This window comes from Pseudomonas fluorescens (assembly GCF_000730425.1).
In the GTDB taxonomy this organism is placed as follows: domain Bacteria; phylum Pseudomonadota; class Gammaproteobacteria; order Pseudomonadales; family Pseudomonadaceae; genus Aquipseudomonas; species Aquipseudomonas fluorescens_X.
Map to the genome: position 1 here is coordinate 2,237,188 of NZ_CP008896.1, position 17,974 is coordinate 2,255,161.

Here is a 17,974-nt window from a genome sequence, read left to right on the forward strand (position 1 = left end):
CAAAACAACTGTACAAAAACACAGTATAGTTTGCCCTCCCCCGTTGGACTCCTGGAGACCCCCCCATGTCCTCTCTGGCAGTGAGCACCACCGTAGATCAGCAAATAGTCCTTCATCAGTTCACCCCACGGCACAGTGTGCAGGCCCGCGCGCTGCTGGGCTGGAGCCGGGAAGACCTGGCCCGGCACGCCGGGGTTGAGGTGGACGCCATCCAGCGTTTTGAAAGCCATCATGAGGTAGATGACGCCATCCGCATCGCCCTGGCGTTCCGCCTGGAGCACGAAGGCCTGGTGTTTTTCCCAGGATTTGCGCCGGGGTGGGGCATGAGTGGACGCCGCTCCCCAATGCCACAGGCTGATGCCGAACCGGGTCGCCGTGGCCTTATCGCACGGCTGCTGGGCTCGACCTCGTCGAATACACCTCATCCCAACGGCGCATAAGCCCATTGACCGCGCAAAGGGTTCACCTAGCGGACATGCCGGCGCGCACCTGCATCGCCTGTTGATAGACTCGTACCAAGGCCGACAGCGAATCCCGTGCCCAACGAGCACCGTAGAACCAGAGCACGATCCTGGTGCCATGGAGATCGTCGCTGAATATCTGGCACACGCCCGGGTATCCGGTTTTGCAGAAGCCATGAAAGGCGGGGCTTTGACCATCGGACACCAGCGCGTCGAGGCGATGCTCGCTCACCCGCTCATCGATCTCGTTGCTGGACGCCTGGGTGAAACACGCAGCGGTATCCGGCAACTGCGCCAGCACTGGCACCACTTCAGCGCCTGAAGCCTTTAAAACCTCCAAGGCCCGGAGAAATACGCTGGAGTGTTCCACCCTTTCACGCACACCGTTACGTATGTATTCGTCGGCAAAACCGATGCGCCAATCGACCAGGGCAGCAGCAGGTTTAGCGGCGTTGTTTTCCATGACGGGAGGGACTTGCACCATGACCGGTACCGCGGGGTCGAGGCCACTCAGGGCGATGAGCGATAACGACGGATCACGCACGGTCTTCATCATCGGCCCTGGGATATCGAACCTGGGACCCTGGGCAACAGGCGCTGCAGCAGGCTGGAACTCAATGCCACTCCGAGACGCTGTCCCATTGTCCGTAGTCCCAGCCGGGGCGATCGGTGCACAAGGTGCTGTATTAAGGATATTGGGCAGCAAAGGTAGCCCCCCAGAACAGGAAGCACCTGGCGCCGAGACTTTCCTACTTTTGTCCTCCATCAAGCCTGACTCCCAGGAAATGACTTTCCCGAAATCATCGCATCCTTTTTCGGTCACTTCTCAGGGCCGAAATACCTTGAAAAGCCCTTTTACCGACAGGAGATTGCACACACCTTCAACTCACCAACGGCTCCACCGCCAGGGCTTCGACTTCCAACCACCAGGCATGCCCGCGCTCAGGAGCAGTCAGCATGAAAGCCTGGCCCATGGCTGGCGTGGTAATCGAGACGTTGCGCTCCCAGGCCAGGGCCATGATGCGGTCGAACGGCTCATGCCAGGCATGGAATGCCAAGTCAAAGGTGCCATTGTGGATCGGCAGCAACCAGCGCCCCTTCAGATCGATATGGGCCTGCAAGGTTTGTTCGGGCTGCATGTGCACATGGGGCCAGTCGACGTTGTAAGCCCCCGTTTCCATCAGCGTCAGGTCAAACGGTCCGTATTGCTCGCCAATGCGTTTGAAGCCGTCGAAATAACCGGTGTCGCCACTGAAAAAGATGCGCCGGGCGCCATCGATCATCACCCATGACGCCCACAGCGTCTGGTTGCCATCAAACAGGCCACGCCCGGAAAAGTGCTGGGCTGGGGTGGCGACAAAACAGATACCGTCCACCTCGGTGCCCTGCCACCAATCCAACTGCCGCACCTTGTCGGGCGCCACGCCCCATTTGATCAAGGTGTCGCCGACGCCCAGAGGTGCGAGAAAATAGCGAGTCTTGGCGGCCAGTTGCACCACGGCCTGACGGTCCAGATGGTCGTAATGGTTGTGCGACAGAATCACCGCCTCAATCGCCGGCAGTTCTTCAAGGCTGATGGGCGGTTGATGAAAGCGCTTGGGGCCGGCCCAACTGAAGGGCGAGGCACGCTCGGCAAACACCGGATCGGTCAGCCAGAACTTGCCGCGCATCTTCAGCAGCACGGTGGAATGCCCCAGGCGGTAAACACTATGGTCCGGCGCACTGCGCAGTTGCTCGCGTGTCAGGCGCTGTACCGGGATTGCCCCCACGGGCCGCGTACTGCGGGGCTTGTGAAAAAGCATCTTCCAAAAGATCTGCAGGGTTTTGCCAAAGCCTGCGCGGTTGACCGGCGCATGATTGCTGAAGTGACCTTGCTGCTGCTCGGATGGCTTGAGCGCTGCAGAGGGGGTATCGAGACGGTTAGAGATCGTGGCCATTACAAAGTGACTCCGGTACGTTCTGCTGATGCAGATCAACAACTACACTGCACAGTGTAGTTTCAAGATTGCAACAAAACCCTGACCAAGTAAACTACCGAGTGTAATTTTCTCCCAGAGCCGAAAAGCCCCATGACTGCACCTCGACGCCTCACCGACCGTAAACGCGAAGCCATCGTGGCAGCAGCCATCGCCGAGTTTCGCGACAACGGTTTCGAGGTCACCAGCATGGACAAGATCGCCGCCACGGCAGGTGTCTCCAAGCGCACGGTGTACAACCACTTCCCCAGCAAAGAGGAGTTGTTCACCGAGATCCTGCATAAGTTATGGGCCAGCAGCGTGGCACAACTGGATGTCAGCTACAGCCGCGAACACCCCCTGCGCGACCAGTTGCGAGTGTTGCTGGAAGCGAAGATGAAAATGATGTCGGACGCCAACTTCCTCGACCTGGCCCGGGTAGCGATTGCCGCGACCATCCATTCCCCTGAACGCGCCCAGGACATCGTCAACCGCCTGAGCGAGCGCGAAGAGGGGTTCACTTCCTGGGTGCGTGCCGCCCAGGAAGACGGGCGACTCAAGCCCGTCGACCCGTGCTTCGCCGCCCATCAGGTGCAAAGCCTACTCAAGGCATTTGCCTTCTGGCCGCAAATCACCCTCGGCCAGCCCACCCTGGACGCAGCCACCCAGGCCAATGTGGTCGAGTCGGCGATGGACCTGTTCCTGGCCGGCTATGAGATTGCTACCGGCCACCGGTAAGTCCCGCTGTCGCCAATACGACATTGGCAGGTCGTTTTTACCGTAATCCCTCGGGTTCCCCACGTAAATGGCCTGGAAGGACACTGATTATTCCTGCGTAAATCCCTGACAATAATCGCCTGTCATCTGGCGTAAATGGCCTTTGGATAACGCACGCCTTCGCCACTCAAAGAAGAAAAACCTGACGCAGGGATCTATGGAAAACCTTCGAGGCAAAGGGCTGTCATTTGCCCGGCGTATTTATCGGCCGCGCATTATCGGGCTGGGTATTGGCAGCATTTGCGTGTTGGCCGCCCTGTACCCGCTGGCCATGCCCGGATGGGTCTGGGCACTGTGGCTGTTCAACGCATTCATCTGGCCACACCTGGCATACCAGCTGTCGAGCCATGCAGCATTTCCTTACCAGGCCGAGCGTCGCAACCTACTCTATGACTCACTGTCCGGTGGGTTCTGGGCCGCAGCCACGCAATTCACCCCCCTGACCGCAGTGACCATCCTCGCGATGATGACCATGCACAACGTCGCGGCGGGCGGCAAACACTTGATGATCCAGGGCATGCTTGCACAACTGGTGGGCGTGGCGCTGGCCTGGCTGGTATTCGGCCCCTCGTTCAACCCCAATGTCGGATTGATCCAGGTGTATGCCTGCCTGCCGATGCTGATCCTCTATCCCGTCGCCATCGGCATGGCCAGTTATCGCCTGGCAATCAAGCTTTCGGAACACAAGCGCGCCCTGAGTGCCTTGAGCCGTACCGACAGCCTCACCGGCCTGCTCAATCACGGTTCCTGGAAAGACCTGCTGCAACTCAAGTTCCACAAGTGCCAGCAACAACAGTCCCAGGCCACCATCGCGTTGATCGATATCGACCACTTCAAGCAGATCAACGACGCGTACGGCCATATCGTCGGTGACCGAGTACTGCGACAACTGAGCAAGGAATTGCAGCGCAACGTACGGGAAAATGACCTGGCGGGCCGTTACGGCGGCGACGAATTCTGTGTGATTCTCCCGGACGTACCGCTGGAGCAGGCCAGTTATGTGATGGAACGCCTGAGGGAAATGTTCAGCCGCTACCGCGACCCGCAGGCCCCGGAACTGCGGGTGAGCCTGAGCATCGGCCTGGCGGCCTACCAGGTGCAATTTACCCAGGCGCACATGTGGCTCAATGCTGCGGATCAGGCGCTCTATGCCGCCAAGGGCACCGGGCGTAATCGCGTGACGGTCGCCGAATCGCTGATCGCGCGCTCCGCTTGAACAGGCTAATTATCCAGACAGCAGGTTCGTCCACCTTGTAGAAGCCGGCCTGCCGACGATGAAGGACGGTAAATCCCCTGTTGCACCAACGGTTGGCCCGCCAGCCCGCAACGCAAAAATCAAAATGCCACCATTCATCCGATCAAGTGAATTTCTCCAGGTGCAAGGCGAACTTCCATCACAGCCCAAGGCTCTGAGCTCTCAGTTCCACCCCCTGTCGGTATAACGGAAGCCGACAATGAGCAAGTCCGCCGTAGGCCTTGGAGCCCCACGGTGTGCAAGCGCAACCACGGATAACATCTCGCACTTTGCTTTCTCGAGTCCGCGACCATGCTATTTAGCGCCCATAAAAAAACCATCATTGCCCTGCAAGACACACTCAACCAACAAGCCGGCCTGCTCGATGCGATTGAGCGTTCAATGGCGGTGATTGAATTCGACCTGCAGGGCAACGTCCTGCGGGCCAATACCAACTTTCTGCAGACCATGGGCTACCGCGAGGACCAGGTGGTGGGGCAATCTCATCGCCTGTTCTGCCCTACCGCGTTTGCCCGTAGTGCCGAGTACAGCCAGCTGTGGGCACAGTTGAGCAACGGCCGATTCCAGTCCGGAACCTTCGAGCGTGTGGCCGCCGATGGCCATTCGGTGTGGCTGGAAGCCAGCTATAACCCGGTGTGCGACCAATCGGGTCGCGTGGTGAAGGTAGTCAAGTACGCCTTGGATGTGAGCGCCAGAATGCAGGCCGAAAGCGAAACCAATGCCAAGCTTGAAGCGATTGACCGGGCGATGGCCGTGATCGAATTCAACCTCGACGGCAGCATCATTACCGCCAACCAGAACTTCCTTCAGCGCCTGGGTTACAGCCTGGCGCAGATCCAGGGCAAGCATCATCGCCTGTTCTGCAAACCGGAGCTGGCCAACAGCCAGGAATACACCGACTTCTGGCGCCGGCTGAACCAGGGTGAATTATTCAGCGGCCAGTTCGAGCGCATCAACGGCGCCGGCCAGACCCTGTGGCTGGAAGCCAACTACAACCCGGTGTACGACGCCAGCGGCCGTTTGTGCAAGATTGTGAAGTTCGCCTCCGACGTCACTGCCAGGGTGGAAAAACACGCCGAAGATGCCCAGAGCGCAACCCAGGCCTATCACATCTCCCAGCAGACCCGGGACATCGCCGAAAAAGGCGCCGAGGTGATTCAGCAGACCGCCAACGGTATCCATGAGATTGCCGCCGACATCGAAAGCTCATCCAGACTGATTGCCAAGTTGGGCGAGCGCTCGCAACAGATCACCGCCATCGTCAACACCATTCGCGCGATTGCCGACCAGACCAACTTACTGGCCTTGAATGCCGCCATTGAGGCTGCACGCGCGGGTGACCAGGGCCGCGGGTTTGCGGTGGTCGCCGATGAAGTCAGGCAACTGGCTGCACGCACCAGCGGCTCCACGGCGGAGATTTCGCGCATGATCGAGATGATTCAGAGCGAAACCCGCCAGGCCATCGACAGCATGGACAACACCCGCGACCGCGCCGCCCAAGGCGTGGACCTGGCCAACCAGGCCGGCACGGTGATCCTGCAGATTCGCGAAGGCGCCAGCGATGCGGTACGCGCAGTCAGCATGTTTGCCAATGACCGGGTGGAGTCTTAGGCGCCGGCTAGCTGCTGATAAGGCCCTCGAGGTCTACCGGGGGCCACCGCCGGCTAGCCGGCCCCTGCAAGGGGCCAACCATGATCAACCCACCAGGCTGCGCAACGCACTTATCTGCGGGATCTCCGTGCGGCGCATATACACCCGCAGCGGTTCGGTGATGTTGATGCGCTCGTCGATGTTCTGGTCCAGCAGCAACTGGATGTGCTCGCGGGACAGGGTCATGGTTTGCTCAGCCGCGGGCTGCCAGACAAACTCGCTGGTGGGAATGATGCCGTCATCGGCGACGTCCATGCCGAACGAATCCTCGCTGAAACGCACGATGTACTGGCCGGTCTTGCGGTTCAGGCCGACAAAGCCGTTGAGTTGGTCGGCGGCCTGGCAGATGAGTTCTGATGTGATACGCATGCTAAACCTCACTGAAAAATCCCACAGGGGAAGTGAACGATGGTTTACACGCGAGGCGGCGAAATAGGGCAGTGCTGGTTTCCCTCTGCCGGGGAAGCTCGGGCCAAGAGTACTGCATAGCGCGGCACAAAAGCGCAGAAAAATAGCGCCTGCGCACGTTAATGTCGGTTTGGTGATAGCGCGATTTGCATGCAATTGTTAAAAAGGAACCCTTCTTGAAGCTACCTCCACGAAAGGACCTCGCACATGCCTGCTACGTTTACCAAGAGTGCCCTGCTGCTCGCTCTGATGATGGGCCTTGGCCACGCACAGGCTGCAAGCCCCATCAGCCCGGTTGAACTGGCGACCAAGGAGGGCATTCCCCACCCTGCCGTGATCGCCCACCGGGGTGCGTCCTTCGATGCACCGGAGTCCACCGCCGCTGCCTACAAGGTTGCCCGCGACCTGGGTGCCGACTACCTGGAACTGGACCTGCAACGCAGCAAGGACGGCGTGCTGTTCGCCCTGCACGACAACAACCTGCAACGCACCACCGACGTGGCCACCAAGTTCCCGGAGCGCAAGGACAGCCCGGCCAACGAGTTCACCTGGAAAGAACTGCAAACCCTCGATGCCGGCAGTTGGTTCAACGCCGCCTATCCGGACCGCGCCCGCCCAGGCTTTGTCGGGTTGAAAATCCTCAGCCTGGACGAAATCATCAAGATCGCCGAAGGCAACCCCCAGCACAAACCCGGCCTGTACATCGAAACCAAGGAGCCCAAGCAGTTCCCGGGAATCGAAGCCGATCTGAAGGACAAGCTGCTGGACAAGGGCTGGCTGAGCTCCGTCGGTTCCAAGCTGGGCAAAAGCAACACGGGCGTCGGCCAGGGCAAGGGCCGCGTGGTGTTGCAGACCTTCGAGACGGCCAGCCTCAAGGAACTGCAGAAGGAAATGCCCAACACCCCGAAAATCCTGCTGCTGTGGGTGGGTGAAGGCAGCATCGAGCCCAAGTCCAAGGTGACCTTCGCTGAATCCGGCGAACCGACCAAGGCGGCCTACTATGCCAAGCAGGAACCCAAGGATGCTGCCGAATTCGAAAAATGGGTCGAGGAAGCCAAGAACCTCGGTGCGATAGGCACTGGTCCGTCCGCACAACTGACGAACCTGGGCGACCAGAGCTATTCAGACCTGGTCAAACCTGAAATGAACCAACTGACCCACGACAAAGGCCTGCTGGTACACGTCTATACCGTCGACGAGCCGGTGGATTTCGAGAAGGTCATGAACGCCGGGGTCGATGGCATCTTCACCAACCGCGCCGCCGAACTGCTGAAGTTCTACAAGCGCTGGCCGTCGTCCAGCGTGCAGGACCTGCTGCAGGACAACGGTTACTGAGTGACAAACGAGTAGTCACACCATAGGCCGTCGGATAGCCAACGTCATCGTCCACGACCATCGCCGGCAAGCCAGTATCGGTTTCATGTGTGCCTCCTGAAGTTGAGGCACCCGCATGAAATCTCCCGGCACGGGGCGATTGAACAAACAGCGCAAACGTCCTACGCAATTAAGGGTGAATTAAGTTGCGCGGGTTAACCTGATCCCACTTAAACAGCTCACCCCAAAGGACCACATCATGAAAAACCTGACCGCTCTGTTCGCTGCTGCCGCCCTGACCCTGACTGCCGGCCTGGCCCAGGCCGATGTTCGCCCGGACCAGATTCCAAGCCTGCTGCAATCGGGCGCCGTGAAGCCATTTGAACAGTTGAATGCCGCCGCACTGGCCAAACACGCCGGCGCCACCATCAACGATACCGAGCTGGATAACGAAGCCGGGCGCCTGGTCTACGAAGTCGACCTGACCGACACCACGGGCAAGAAGTGGGACGTGAAGCTCGACGCCAAGACCGGCGAAGTGCTGGAAAACAAGCAAGACACTTGAGTTGCCCCGGCAACACAACGCGCCGCCTTCGGGCGGCGCAGTTGTGTCTGCTCAAGCACTCAGGCGTGCGGTGACTTCGTTCAGCTCGGCAGATAAGCCACGCAGGTTATGGCTGGCCGCTTCAGTGCGCTGCACGTTGTCGAGGTTGGCCGTGGCGACGGTGGTGATTTGCGTGATGTTGCGCGAGATATCCTCGGCCACCGAAGTCTGCTCTTCGGCCGCCGTGGCAATCTGGCGGTTCATGTCGCGGATCGCCTCCACCGCCTGGGTGATATGACTGAGCATCGCCCCGGCCTGGGTGACCTTCTCGACACTGTCATCACTGCATGACTGGCCACTGATGATCGCCTCGGCGGCATCCTGCGCCCCCGTCTGCACCGCCTGGATAATCTGGTTGATCTCGATGATCGACGCCGCCGTGCGCTGCGCCAGGCTGCGCACCTCATCCGCCACCACCGCAAACCCACGCCCGGCCTCGCCCGCCCGTGCAGCTTCGATCGCCGCATTGAGCGCCAGCAGGTTGGTCTGTTCGGCGATGCCGCGAATCACCTCCAGCACCGTGCCGATACGCACACTGTCGGCTTCCAGGCGGCGGATGATGCCACCGGTGTTGAGGATCTCATTGCGCATCTGGCCGATAGTGGCGATGGTCACTTGCATCACCTGGCCGCCTTCACGCGCCGAATGATCGGCCTCGTCCGCAGCCCGCGAAGCACTGGCGGCATGGCGCGCGACTTCCTGGGCAGTGGCGGACATTTCGGTCATCGCCGTCGCCACCTGATCGGTACGGCTGAACTGGTCCTGGGTACCCGTTGCCATTTGCCCGGCAATCGAATTGAGCTCGCCACTGGCACTCACCAGGTCCTTGGCACTGCGCTGCAGGCGGCCGAAGGTTTCGGCAAGGAAATCGCGCAAGGTATTGGCCGCCTGGGCCAAATGCCCCAGTTCATCCTGGCGCTGGCTGGCAACACGTTCGGCAAAGCGGCCATGGCTCAACTGGGCCACATAGTCGATCAACCCACGGATCGGCAGAATCAGGTTGCGGTTGATCAGCCACAGACTCAACAGACCGATCAGCCCGCCGGACAGCACCATCACCGCCAAGCCCAGCATCACGGTGCGCTCGGCATAGGCGCTGATCGCCAACGATTGCTGCTTGCCCTGCTCATGCAGTTGCGTGACCAACGCACTCATCTGCTCGCTCACTGCGCGGTCCACGCCCTTGACCGCGCTATCCCCAGCCGCGGCATCGGCCCCGGCCGCGACGTAGGCATCGCGTCCCTTCTGGTAGGCGGAGCCCAGCAACTGGTGCTCCTGACGCAAGGTCTCCAGGCGACGGCTCAAGCCTTGATCGCCTTCGGTGTTGGCCACCAGGCGCGCCAGAATGCCCTGGACTTCCTGTTGCCGATCCTGGAACTGCCCCCAGTATTTGTCCATGTCCTGGGGTTGTTTGCCACGCAGCAGGACGTTTTTCCATTCCTGGACCTGGACCTTGAATTGCAGGTTCGCTTCATCGATCAGTTGTGAGGTCTGCAACGGCCCCTCAAGCAAACTGCGATAACTCTGCACACCACTTGAGAGAAAATGAAAACACGCCAAGGCAATCAACAGCATTGCCAACAAGCTGCCACCGAGCAACGACAGGATCTGTGCCCTCAAGGACTTTCGCAAAAAACTCATCGGGGAAAAGCCTCGAAACAGGGAAATGGGGACCTGCACCGCAACTTCCCTGTCAGTCAACACACCGCCCATCCAAGACAGTGCCTGCGCCTTGAATCGGCCGAGCCAGACGCTTCTTGAGCCGAGCAGATGAGCGGTCACGCGAGTGAGTCCCCTGGCTGACACAAAACGGTCAAATCGCCTTGCAATGATTGCGCGACGCGCGCCTGTCGCCCTCCTCTGCGAGCCCTCATGAACCACAGCATCGACCACGGCCACCAGGACTGCGACCTGTTTGGCCTGCTTTATGGTTTTCGCTTTCGACCCGGTGAGAAAGCCGAGCAGATCGACTCGGCGACCGTACTCAAAGCCCTGCAAGCCCCAGCCGACCCCGATGAATTCCTGTGGCTGCACCTGAACCTGGCGCACGCGGCCTGCCAGCGCTGGATGCAGGCACACCTGGAACTGCCGCCAGAGTTCTTCGAGGCCTTGCATGAAGGCTCGCGCTCGACCCGCATCGAGCACGTGGACTCGGCCCTGCTGGCGGTGGTCAACGACGTGGTGTTCAACTTCAGCAGCATGATGTCATCGGACATTTCCACCTTGTGGGTCTGCGCCCGCAGCCGCCTGCTGATCAGTGCGCGCCTGCAACCGCTGCACTCGGTGGACAAGCTGCGTTCATCGGTAAAGGCCGGCGAACACTTCCGCTCCCCCCTGGAGTTGCTGGTGCATCTGTTGCGTGATCAAGGCGAGGTGCTGACGCAGATCGTGCGCAAGACCAGCCAGAGCGTGGACCAGATCGAAGATCAGTTGCTGTCCTCGCGCCTGTCCACCAACCGCGCGGAACTGGGGGCCATGCGCCGGGTGCTGGTACGCCTGCAACGCCTGCTGGCGCTGGAGCCGGGCTCGCTGTTGCGCCTGCTCAACCGCCCACCGCAGTGGCTGCAAAAGGAGGACGTGAAGGAGCTGCGCAAATCCACCGAAGAGTTCGCCCTGATCATCAACGACCTCACGGCCCTGGGCGAACGGATCAAGTTGTTGCAGGAAGAAATCGCCGCCAACCTCAACGAACAAAGCAACCGCACGCTGTTTACCCTGACGGTGGTGACGGTGCTGGCACTGCCGATCAATATCATTGCCGGTTTTTTTGGCATGAACGTCGGTGGCGTACCGCTTTCCCAGGACCCGGAGGGGTTCTGGATCCTGGTGGCGTTGGTGGCAACGTTCACCTTGATTGCCGGCAGATGGGCGTTTCGCAAACGCCGGGATTACTGACATTGCAATGCAATCAACCTGTGGGAGCTGGCTTGCCTGCGATAGCGGTGGATCAGCCACTTATCAGGTGGCTGTCTGACCGCTATCGCCGGCAAGCCGGCTGCTACAGGGATTTGTGGACCGGCGGTTATCCCAATCCACCAAACACTGATTTGACGCAGTATCTCTGTAACATTTTGCAATGATCATGGGAAACATCCTCCCCACACTGGATGCCCCCGGCATGGCCACCCCTTCCCTGACCGCCTCCCCCCAGGCTCGCGCCACTGACGCAAAACCGCAGTTAGACAAGAAACCCGGCCTGCTTACGGTGATCGTGTTCTTCGCCGTGCTTGCCATGGGCCTGTTGTTCACCGCCTACAGCCTGATGCACGACATGCACGAACTGGGCACGGTGGTCACCACCTGGACCCCGTTCCTGCTGTTGGGCGTGGCGTTGCTGATTGCCTTGGGGTTCGAGTTCGTCAACGGCTTCCATGACACCGCCAACGCCGTGGCGACGGTGATCTACACCAACTCGCTGCCGCCCCATTTCGCCGTGGTCTGGTCGGGGTTCTTCAATTTCCTCGGAGTGCTGCTGTCCAGCGGCGCGGTGGCCTTTGCCATCATTGCCTTGCTGCCGGTGGAGTTGATTTTGCAGGTCGGTTCTTCCGCCGGCTTTGCGATGATCTTCGCCCTGCTGATCGCCGCGATCCTGTGGAACCTGGGCACCTGGTGGCTGGGCTTGCCCGCATCGTCTTCCCATACGCTGATCGGCTCGATCATTGGCGTTGGCGTGGCCAATGCCCTGATGCATGGCCGTGACGGCACCAGCGGCGTGGACTGGGCCCAGGCGATCAAGATCGGCTATGCGTTGCTGCTGTCGCCGATGATCGGTTTCGGCTTTGCGGCCCTGTTGCTGCTGGCGCTGCGGGTCTTTGTGAAAAACCGCTCGCTGTACAAGGCGCCCAAGGGCAACACGCCACCACCGTGGTGGATTCGCGGCATGCTGATCGTGACCTGCACCGGCGTGTCCTTTGCCCACGGCTCCAACGATGGCCAGAAAGGCATGGGCCTGATCATGTTGATCCTGGTAGGCACCCTGCCCATGGCCTACGCGTTGAACCGCACCATGCCGGCCGATCAATCCCTGCAATTTGCCGCCGTGGCCGAAGTCACCCAGCAAGCCCTGGCCAAGAGCGCACCGCAACCGGCGCCAGCCGATCCGCGTCCGGTGCTGTCGACCTATGTGCGCACCAAGGACGTCACCCCAGAGTTGATCCCCGCCCTCGCCGCCCTGACCGGGCACATCGGCGAACAAGTAAAAGGCTACGGTTCCCTGGCCAAGGTGCCCGCCGAAGCCATGGGCAACGTGCGCAACGACATGTACCTGACCAGCGAAACCATTCGCCTGATGGACAAGGGCAAGGTCGGCAGTTTCGATGCCGACACCCAGGGCAAGCTGCAACTGTTCAAGCAACAGATCGACAATGCGACGCGCTTTATCCCACTGTGGGTGAAGATCGCCGTGGCGATCGCCCTGGGCCTGGGCACCATGGTCGGCTGGAAGCGCATTGTGGTGACCGTCGGCGAAAAAATCGGCAAGACCCACCTGACCTACGCCCAGGGCGCTTCGGCAGAAACCGTGGCCATGCTGACCATTGGCGCTGCCGATGTGTTCGGCTTGCCGGTATCCACCACCCACGTGCTGTCCTCGGGCGTGGCCGGGACCATGGTGGCCAATGGCGGGGGCTTGCAGATGAAGACCATCCGCAATCTGCTGATGGCCTGGGTGCTGACATTGCCGGCGGCGATTGTGTTGTCGGGCAGCCTGTACTGGCTGTTCACCCAACTCTTCTGATCCCCAAACCTGTAGGAGCCGGCTTGCCGGCTCCTACAGGTTTCAGCCGAACAAGCTGGCCATTGCCTTGAGGCGCTTCTTGTAGATTCGCCGCGCCTCCAGCGCCTGCTCCAACGTCACCGCGACAAACCCTGCACGCTGGTTGGGTTGCATCTGCCCGATCAGGTCCAGGTCGGCGCTGATCACCGTACCGATCATCGCGTAGCCGCCGCCCGAGACGGCATCGCGGTGCAGCACGATCGGCTCCAGGCCGGCCGGCACCTGGATCGAGCCAATGGGATAGCAGCTGTCGACGATGTTCGACGGATCGGAACCCGCGCCAAATGGCTGCTCCCGTGGCTGGAAGCTCAAGGCACTACCGCCCTTGAATCGGTAACCGATCCGATCGGCCTCGGAGCCCACGGTCCAGGGCTCGGCGAAAAAGCTGCTTTTGGCCCCGCTCGTCAGCCGCTCGTAATACAGCCCCGGTACCACGCGCACTGTCACGTCGCCGCCCACCGAACGGCGCAGGGCCATCGGCAAGCTGTTGCCGGCGCGCCCCTCGCCGCGGCACTCGCCGATGGCCAAGACATCGCCTTCCTGCAAGCGTCGTCCGTGAAACCCGCCCAGCGCACCCAGGGTATAAGTGGAGCGACTGCCCAGCACCAGCGGCACATCGATACCACCGGCCACGGCCAGGTAGGTCCGCGCGCCGGCCACGGGAAACTCAAAGCGCAGCACCTGCCCGGCATGCACCTGGAACGCCGTGTCCTGGTGCACCACGGTGCCATCCAGGCGCGGCGACATCAGCGCGCCGCTCAACGCCACCAACGCATCCTGTTGAAATTCCAGTTCCGGGCCGATCAACGTGCATTCCAGCCCTGCCGCGCCCGCCGGGTTGCCCACCAGGTGGTTGGCCGCACTCAAGGCGTACTGGTCCAGGGCGCCGGACGGCGGGATCCCCAAGTGGTAATACCCTTCGCGCCCCAGGTCCTGCACGGAGGTCGCCAGGCCAGGCTTGAGCACCTTGATCATACGAGCGCCTCCTGCAGGGTTTTCGGGTAGCCGACCGGGTCGGCAAAAAAAGCATCCAGGGAAAACTCCACCGGGCGAATGCGCAAGTCGAACTGTCCGGCTTCGACTTGCGCCACTGCCAGGTCGTAGGCATCACGGTCCATGGGTTTGAACTGCACGATATCGCCGGGGCGGAAGAACACCATGTGCTCCTTGAGGTAGGCCAGTTGCTGGGCCGGGTCGTAGATCGGCGCCGGTGTAACACCGAACATCTGGTAGCCACCCGCGCCGCGTACCGAATAAATGCAGCCGAAACAGCCGCCATGGCCGAGGGTCAGCTTCGGCGTGTCAGTGCGCGGGCGCAGGTATTTGGGCACTTGCAACTGGCGTTCGCGCTCGACCATCTGGAACATGAACGGCAAGCCGGCCACAAAGCCGACCATCGACACAAACCACGGCGCGCCACTGTGGGCCGCGATAAACGCCTCGACATCCGCCAGGCCGTTGATCCGCGCGGCATACTCCAGGTCGGTGCCCGTCGGGTCCTGGTGGCGGTCGCGAAAACGCATCAGGGTTTCATGGGTCCAGGGGTCGTTGTACAGCACCGGAATCTCGATGATCCGCGTGCGCAAGGTCCGCTCGGCCACCGCCAGGGCCTCGGCGCCCTGGACCGCGTCGAGCAGCACATGGGGGGCGATCAGGTCCGGGTCGAAGCGGATCTGGAACGAGGCGTTGGCCAGGCAGATATCCAGCACGCCGGGCAGTTCCAGGCGCTGCACCGCACGGGTGACGGCCATGCCCTTGAAAAACGCCTCCAGGGACATGCTTTCGCTGACCTCGGCGAACAGGTGTTCATCCGCGCCAAAGCTGTAGCGAATCGGGGATGTTTCAGCCATGTCTGTTCCTCTTGGAATCATTGTAGAAAGGCAGGCAAAAATCATGCACAGCGGTGAGGTTCAGCGGGGTGCGCGCACCACGATCCCCGCTTGATCCAGGGCCCTGCGCGTGGCTTGCACCAGGTCCAGAGCCCCTGGCGTATCGCTGTGCAGGCAGATGGAATCGAATTCGATAGACAGGTCATCACCCTCGACAGTGCGCACCCGCCCGGTCTGGCAAGCACGCAGCACCCGCGCGGCCACCGTTGCCGGGTCCAGGGCCCGCACGTTGCGGGTAAACACGATGGAGCCGGACAGGTCGTACTCACGGTCGGCATAGAACTCGCGAACCACCGGTTGCCCCAGTTCACTGGCGATCCGCCAGATCACCGAGCCGGGCATGCAGTACAGCAGCAGCTCAGGCTCCAGGCGTTGCAGGTTTTCCACCAGCAGGCGGGCGGCCTCTTCGTCCCGGGCCAGGTGCATGTACAGCGCGCCGTGGGGCTTGATGTGCTGCAAGTTCACGCCCTGTACCCGCGCCAATTCGCGCAGGGCGCCCAGTTGGTAGAGCATGTCGTCCACCAGTTCCTGGGCCGGGGCGTTGATGTGGCGCCGGCCAAAGCCCACCAGATCGCGAAAGCCCGGGTGTGCGCCAATGGCCACGCCCAATTGTCTGGCGCGCTCAATGGTGCGGCGCATGGTGCCAGGGTCGCCGGCATGGAAGCCGGTGGCCACGTTGGCGGAGCTGATAAACGCCATCAGCTCATGATCCACACCGTCACCGATGGTCCAGGGGCCAAAGCTTTCGCCCATGTCCGAATTGAAATCCACTGTCTGCATCGAGGCTGCTCCGCGAGAGTTCGTGGGATGGAAAGTAGGCCGGCACTTGACCCCTTGGGAAGATCTATTATCAGATAGCCCATCTTCTGAAAATCAGATACCTGCCGTGATGGGAAGCCATTGGCCGGCGATGACAGCCGATAGATGACCTCACCTACCTCTACCGTTATCGCCGGCAAGCCGGCTCCTACAGGGAATGTGTATGTCGCTCACATTGCGCCAGGTTCGCTACTTTGTTGCCACCGCAGAAATCGGCCAGATTTCCCAGGCGGCGATTCACCTGAACATCTCCCAGTCGGCGGTGACCACCGCAATCAAGGAACTGGAAACCATGCTCGGTGCCCAGCTGTTTGTGCGCTCGGCCCGGGGTATGAGCCTGACCGACGCCGGGCGGCACTTTCTCAACCGTGCCTATGTGATTGTGCGCAGTGTCGACGATGCGCTGAACAGCCCGCTGCCGGACTACCGCGCCAGCGGGGTGCTACGGGTCGCGGCCAGCTACACGGTGCTCGGTTACTTCCTGCCGCACCACCTGCAACGCATGGCGCACTGGCATCCGGACGTGACCATCGAGGTCTTCGAGCAAGAACGCCAGGCCATCGAACAGGGACTGCTGGATGGCCAGTTCGACATGGCCGTGGTGCTGACTGCCAACCTCACTCACCCGGATATCGTCTCGGAAACCCTGTTCAACTCCGAACGACGCCTGTGGCTACCCAGCCACCATCCGCTGTGCGAGCGCAGCGCGGTGAGCCTGGCCGATGTGGCCGAGGAGCCCTTCATCCTGCTGACCGTCGATGAGGCCGAACAAAGTGCCATGCGCTATTGGGAACAGGCCGGGCAGATCCCCAAGGTGCGGCTGCGCACCAGTTCGGTGGAGGCCGTGCGCAGCATGGTGGCCAATGGCAGTGGCGTGGCGATTTTGTCTGACCTGGTGCACCGCCCCTGGTCCCTGGAAGGCAAGCGCATCGAGACCCTGAGCGTGACCGACAAAGTCACGCCCATGAGTGTCGGCCTGGCCTGGCACCGCGAGCGTGCGTTTACCCCAGCGATGCAGGCATTCGGCGACTACTTTCACGATGTGTTCCGCGCCTCGCAACAACTGTAAAGCTCAGCCTTCAAGGTCGCCGACAGCCAGTCCATCAACACCCGTACCCGCAGGGGCAAATGCCGCTGGCCGGCATACAACATCGACACCTCCAGCGAGGGCGCGGGATAGTCAGGGAGTACCGCCACCAACTCGCCCTTTTCGAGCAATTCCCGGATGCCCAGCCCCGGCACCTGGATGATCCCGAAACCGGCAAGGCAGGCCGACTGATACGCGTCGGTGCTGCTGACCGTCACCCGCCCGGCCATGGCAATGCGCTGCACTTTGTTGCCTTGTTCATACTCAAAGCCCGCCGAGCGCGCGCCCAACGGCCGCACGTAGTGCACCAACTGATGGGTGGCCAGGTCGGCCAGGGTCTTGGGCTCACCATAGCGTTGCAGGTAGCCGGGGCTGACGCAGTTGACCATCGGCATGCTGCATAACCGGCGCGCCACCACCGATTGATCGGGCTGTGCGCCCACCCGCAGCACACAATCAAAGCCTTCGGCCAGCAGGTCGACCTGACGGTCGGAGCCGCTGATTTCCAATTCGATCAACGGATGCCGGTCCATGAAATCCGGCAGGTGCGGCACGATCACTTTACGTGCCATTACATTGGGCATGTCGATACGGATCCGCCCGGCCAATTGCGCCTCATCCTGGCGAAACAAGCCCTCCAGCTCCTCCATGTGTGCCAGCAGGTCCTTGCTGCGCTCATACAACACCCGCCCGTCCTGGGTGGCCTGGACCTTACGCGTGGTGCGTTGCAACAAGCGCGTGCCCAACAGGTCTTCCAGGGCCCGCACGTGCTCGGACACCGTTGAGCGCGGCAAGCCCAGGCTCTCGCCGGCCTGGATGAAACTCGACAGTTCGGTGACACGGACAAAGGTCCGTAACAGGTCCAGCTTGTTCATGGCGATGGCCCGTGATTGTTCGAATGATCCGACCAGTGATTCCGGATTCGCTCTGTTTATCACGTAATGCACGGACAAATACACTCAGCCCGACACTTACCCACCC

The 17,974-nt window shown here is 61.1% G+C and carries 16 protein-coding genes and 2 pseudogenes; 10 read left to right on the forward strand and 8 right to left on the reverse strand.

Annotated features, from left to right (window positions below; genetic code table 11):
- Positions 1-65: 65 nt before the first annotated feature.
- On the forward strand, positions 66-440 hold the full coding sequence (locus HZ99_RS09720) for a helix-turn-helix domain-containing protein (RefSeq protein ID WP_038442671.1): 375 nt from the start codon (positions 66-68) through the stop codon (positions 438-440).
- 22 nt (positions 441-462) lie between these two features.
- Here the strand turns inward: HZ99_RS09720 and HZ99_RS09725 are convergent, their stop codons facing one another.
- Complete coding sequence (locus HZ99_RS09725; RefSeq protein WP_309544539.1) at positions 463-1,014, reverse strand: hypothetical protein; 552 nt, start codon at positions 1,012-1,014, stop codon at positions 463-465.
- A 328-nt stretch (positions 1,015-1,342) separates the two neighbouring features.
- Positions 1,343-2,398, reverse strand: coding sequence for an MBL fold metallo-hydrolase (locus tag HZ99_RS09730; RefSeq protein ID WP_038442674.1), 1,056 nt, complete (start codon positions 2,396-2,398; stop codon positions 1,343-1,345).
- A 132-nt stretch (positions 2,399-2,530) separates the two neighbouring features.
- Between HZ99_RS09730 and HZ99_RS09735 the strand changes: the two genes are divergently transcribed.
- The 4 genes and pseudogenes from HZ99_RS09735 to HZ99_RS29550 all read left to right on the forward strand — a co-directional run.
- On the forward strand, positions 2,531-3,154 hold the full coding sequence (locus HZ99_RS09735; protein WP_038442676.1) for a TetR/AcrR family transcriptional regulator: 624 nt from the start codon (positions 2,531-2,533) through the stop codon (positions 3,152-3,154).
- Between the two features lie 196 nt (positions 3,155-3,350).
- Positions 3,351-4,409: a diguanylate cyclase gene (locus tag HZ99_RS09740; protein WP_038442678.1), complete on the forward strand. Its 1,059-nt coding sequence runs from the start codon at positions 3,351-3,353 to the stop codon at positions 4,407-4,409.
- A 330-nt stretch (positions 4,410-4,739) separates the two neighbouring features.
- Positions 4,740-5,507: pseudogene (locus tag HZ99_RS29545) on the forward strand (PAS domain-containing protein); the annotation flags it as partial.
- A 111-nt stretch (positions 5,508-5,618) separates the two neighbouring features.
- Positions 5,619-6,059 (forward strand): annotated as a pseudogene (locus HZ99_RS29550) (methyl-accepting chemotaxis protein); the annotation flags it as partial.
- 84 nt (positions 6,060-6,143) lie between these two features.
- On the opposite strand, the gene HZ99_RS09750 reads toward HZ99_RS29550, so the two are convergent.
- Positions 6,144-6,467, reverse strand: a complete 324-nt coding sequence (locus HZ99_RS09750) for a DUF2025 family protein (RefSeq protein ID WP_038442683.1) — start codon at positions 6,465-6,467, stop codon at positions 6,144-6,146.
- A 246-nt stretch (positions 6,468-6,713) separates the two neighbouring features.
- Here HZ99_RS09750 and HZ99_RS09755 point away from each other — a divergent pair, with 246 nt between their 5' ends.
- The gene (locus HZ99_RS09755; protein WP_038442686.1) at positions 6,714-7,841 is read left to right on the forward strand and encodes a glycerophosphodiester phosphodiesterase; all 1,128 of its coding nucleotides are present in this window, start codon (positions 6,714-6,716) and stop codon (positions 7,839-7,841) included.
- A gap of 238 nt (positions 7,842-8,079) precedes the next feature.
- The gene (locus HZ99_RS09760; RefSeq protein WP_038442689.1) at positions 8,080-8,385 is read left to right on the forward strand and encodes a PepSY domain-containing protein; all 306 of its coding nucleotides are present in this window, start codon (positions 8,080-8,082) and stop codon (positions 8,383-8,385) included.
- Between the two features lie 51 nt (positions 8,386-8,436).
- Here the strand turns inward: HZ99_RS09760 and HZ99_RS09765 are convergent, their stop codons facing one another.
- Positions 8,437-10,065: a methyl-accepting chemotaxis protein gene (locus HZ99_RS09765; RefSeq protein ID WP_038448040.1), complete on the reverse strand. Its 1,629-nt coding sequence runs from the start codon at positions 10,063-10,065 to the stop codon at positions 8,437-8,439.
- Between the two features lie 231 nt (positions 10,066-10,296).
- Here HZ99_RS09765 and HZ99_RS09770 point away from each other — a divergent pair, with 231 nt between their 5' ends.
- Both HZ99_RS09770 and HZ99_RS09775 read left to right on the forward strand, forming a co-directional pair.
- Entirely contained in the window at positions 10,297-11,319 is a 1,023-nt protein-coding gene (locus HZ99_RS09770; RefSeq protein WP_038442691.1) for a transporter, read from the forward strand.
- Between the two features lie 223 nt (positions 11,320-11,542).
- Positions 11,543-13,159, forward strand: a complete 1,617-nt coding sequence (locus tag HZ99_RS09775) for an inorganic phosphate transporter (RefSeq protein WP_038442694.1) — start codon at positions 11,543-11,545, stop codon at positions 13,157-13,159.
- Between the two features lie 42 nt (positions 13,160-13,201).
- On the opposite strand, the gene HZ99_RS09780 is transcribed toward HZ99_RS09775, so the two are convergent.
- From HZ99_RS09780 to HZ99_RS09790, 3 genes are read right to left on the reverse strand one after another with little or no spacing between them, the layout of a single operon-like run.
- Positions 13,202-14,173, reverse strand: coding sequence for a biotin-dependent carboxyltransferase family protein (locus HZ99_RS09780; RefSeq protein WP_038442696.1), 972 nt, complete (start codon positions 14,171-14,173; stop codon positions 13,202-13,204).
- Positions 14,170-15,048 carry a 5-oxoprolinase subunit B family protein gene (locus HZ99_RS09785; RefSeq protein WP_038442699.1) on the reverse strand — a complete coding sequence of 293 codons (879 nt, stop codon included), beginning with the start codon at positions 15,046-15,048 and terminating at the stop codon, positions 14,170-14,172. The genes HZ99_RS09780 and HZ99_RS09785 overlap by 4 nt, the downstream gene beginning before the upstream one ends.
- Positions 15,049-15,108: 60 nt before the next feature.
- Positions 15,109-15,867 carry a 5-oxoprolinase subunit PxpA gene (locus HZ99_RS09790; protein ID WP_038442702.1) on the reverse strand — a complete coding sequence of 253 codons (759 nt, stop codon included), beginning with the start codon at positions 15,865-15,867 and terminating at the stop codon, positions 15,109-15,111.
- A gap of 202 nt (positions 15,868-16,069) precedes the next feature.
- On the opposite strand from HZ99_RS09790, the gene HZ99_RS09795 reads away from it, so the two are divergent.
- Positions 16,070-16,975, forward strand: a complete 906-nt coding sequence (locus HZ99_RS09795; RefSeq protein WP_038442705.1) for a LysR family transcriptional regulator — start codon at positions 16,070-16,072, stop codon at positions 16,973-16,975.
- Here the strand turns inward: HZ99_RS09795 and HZ99_RS09800 are convergent.
- Positions 16,942-17,868, reverse strand: a complete 927-nt coding sequence (locus HZ99_RS09800; RefSeq protein ID WP_038442708.1) for a LysR family transcriptional regulator — start codon at positions 17,866-17,868, stop codon at positions 16,942-16,944. The genes HZ99_RS09795 and HZ99_RS09800 overlap by 34 nt on opposite strands.
- Positions 17,869-17,974: the final 106 nt, after the last annotated feature.

What these genes read in the sequence shown, in the direction of transcription:
- HZ99_RS09720 (WP_038442671.1), top strand. Translation starts at nt 66, where the DNA reads ATGTCCTCTCTGGCAGTGAGCACCACCGTAGATCAGCAAATAGTCCTT.
- HZ99_RS09725 (WP_309544539.1), bottom strand. Translation starts at nt 1,014, where the DNA reads ATGAAGACCGTGCGTGATCCGTCGTTATCGCTCATCGCCCTGAGTGGC.
- HZ99_RS09730 (WP_038442674.1), bottom strand. Translation starts at nt 2,398, where the DNA reads ATGGCCACGATCTCTAACCGTCTCGATACCCCCTCTGCAGCGCTCAAG.
- HZ99_RS09735 (WP_038442676.1), top strand. Translation starts at nt 2,531, where the DNA reads ATGACTGCACCTCGACGCCTCACCGACCGTAAACGCGAAGCCATCGTG.
- HZ99_RS09740 (WP_038442678.1), top strand. Translation starts at nt 3,351, where the DNA reads ATGGAAAACCTTCGAGGCAAAGGGCTGTCATTTGCCCGGCGTATTTAT.
- HZ99_RS09750 (WP_038442683.1), bottom strand. Translation starts at nt 6,467, where the DNA reads ATGCGTATCACATCAGAACTCATCTGCCAGGCCGCCGACCAACTCAAC.
- HZ99_RS09755 (WP_038442686.1), top strand. Translation starts at nt 6,714, where the DNA reads ATGCCTGCTACGTTTACCAAGAGTGCCCTGCTGCTCGCTCTGATGATG.
- HZ99_RS09760 (WP_038442689.1), top strand. Translation starts at nt 8,080, where the DNA reads ATGAAAAACCTGACCGCTCTGTTCGCTGCTGCCGCCCTGACCCTGACT.
- HZ99_RS09765 (WP_038448040.1), bottom strand. Translation starts at nt 10,065, where the DNA reads ATGAGTTTTTTGCGAAAGTCCTTGAGGGCACAGATCCTGTCGTTGCTC.
- HZ99_RS09770 (WP_038442691.1), top strand. Translation starts at nt 10,297, where the DNA reads ATGAACCACAGCATCGACCACGGCCACCAGGACTGCGACCTGTTTGGC.
- HZ99_RS09775 (WP_038442694.1), top strand. Translation starts at nt 11,543, where the DNA reads ATGGCCACCCCTTCCCTGACCGCCTCCCCCCAGGCTCGCGCCACTGAC.
- HZ99_RS09780 (WP_038442696.1), bottom strand. Translation starts at nt 14,173, where the DNA reads ATGATCAAGGTGCTCAAGCCTGGCCTGGCGACCTCCGTGCAGGACCTG.
- HZ99_RS09785 (WP_038442699.1), bottom strand. Translation starts at nt 15,048, where the DNA reads ATGGCTGAAACATCCCCGATTCGCTACAGCTTTGGCGCGGATGAACAC.
- HZ99_RS09790 (WP_038442702.1), bottom strand. Translation starts at nt 15,867, where the DNA reads ATGCAGACAGTGGATTTCAATTCGGACATGGGCGAAAGCTTTGGCCCC.
- HZ99_RS09795 (WP_038442705.1), top strand. Translation starts at nt 16,070, where the DNA reads ATGTCGCTCACATTGCGCCAGGTTCGCTACTTTGTTGCCACCGCAGAA.
- HZ99_RS09800 (WP_038442708.1), bottom strand. Translation starts at nt 17,868, where the DNA reads ATGAACAAGCTGGACCTGTTACGGACCTTTGTCCGTGTCACCGAACTG.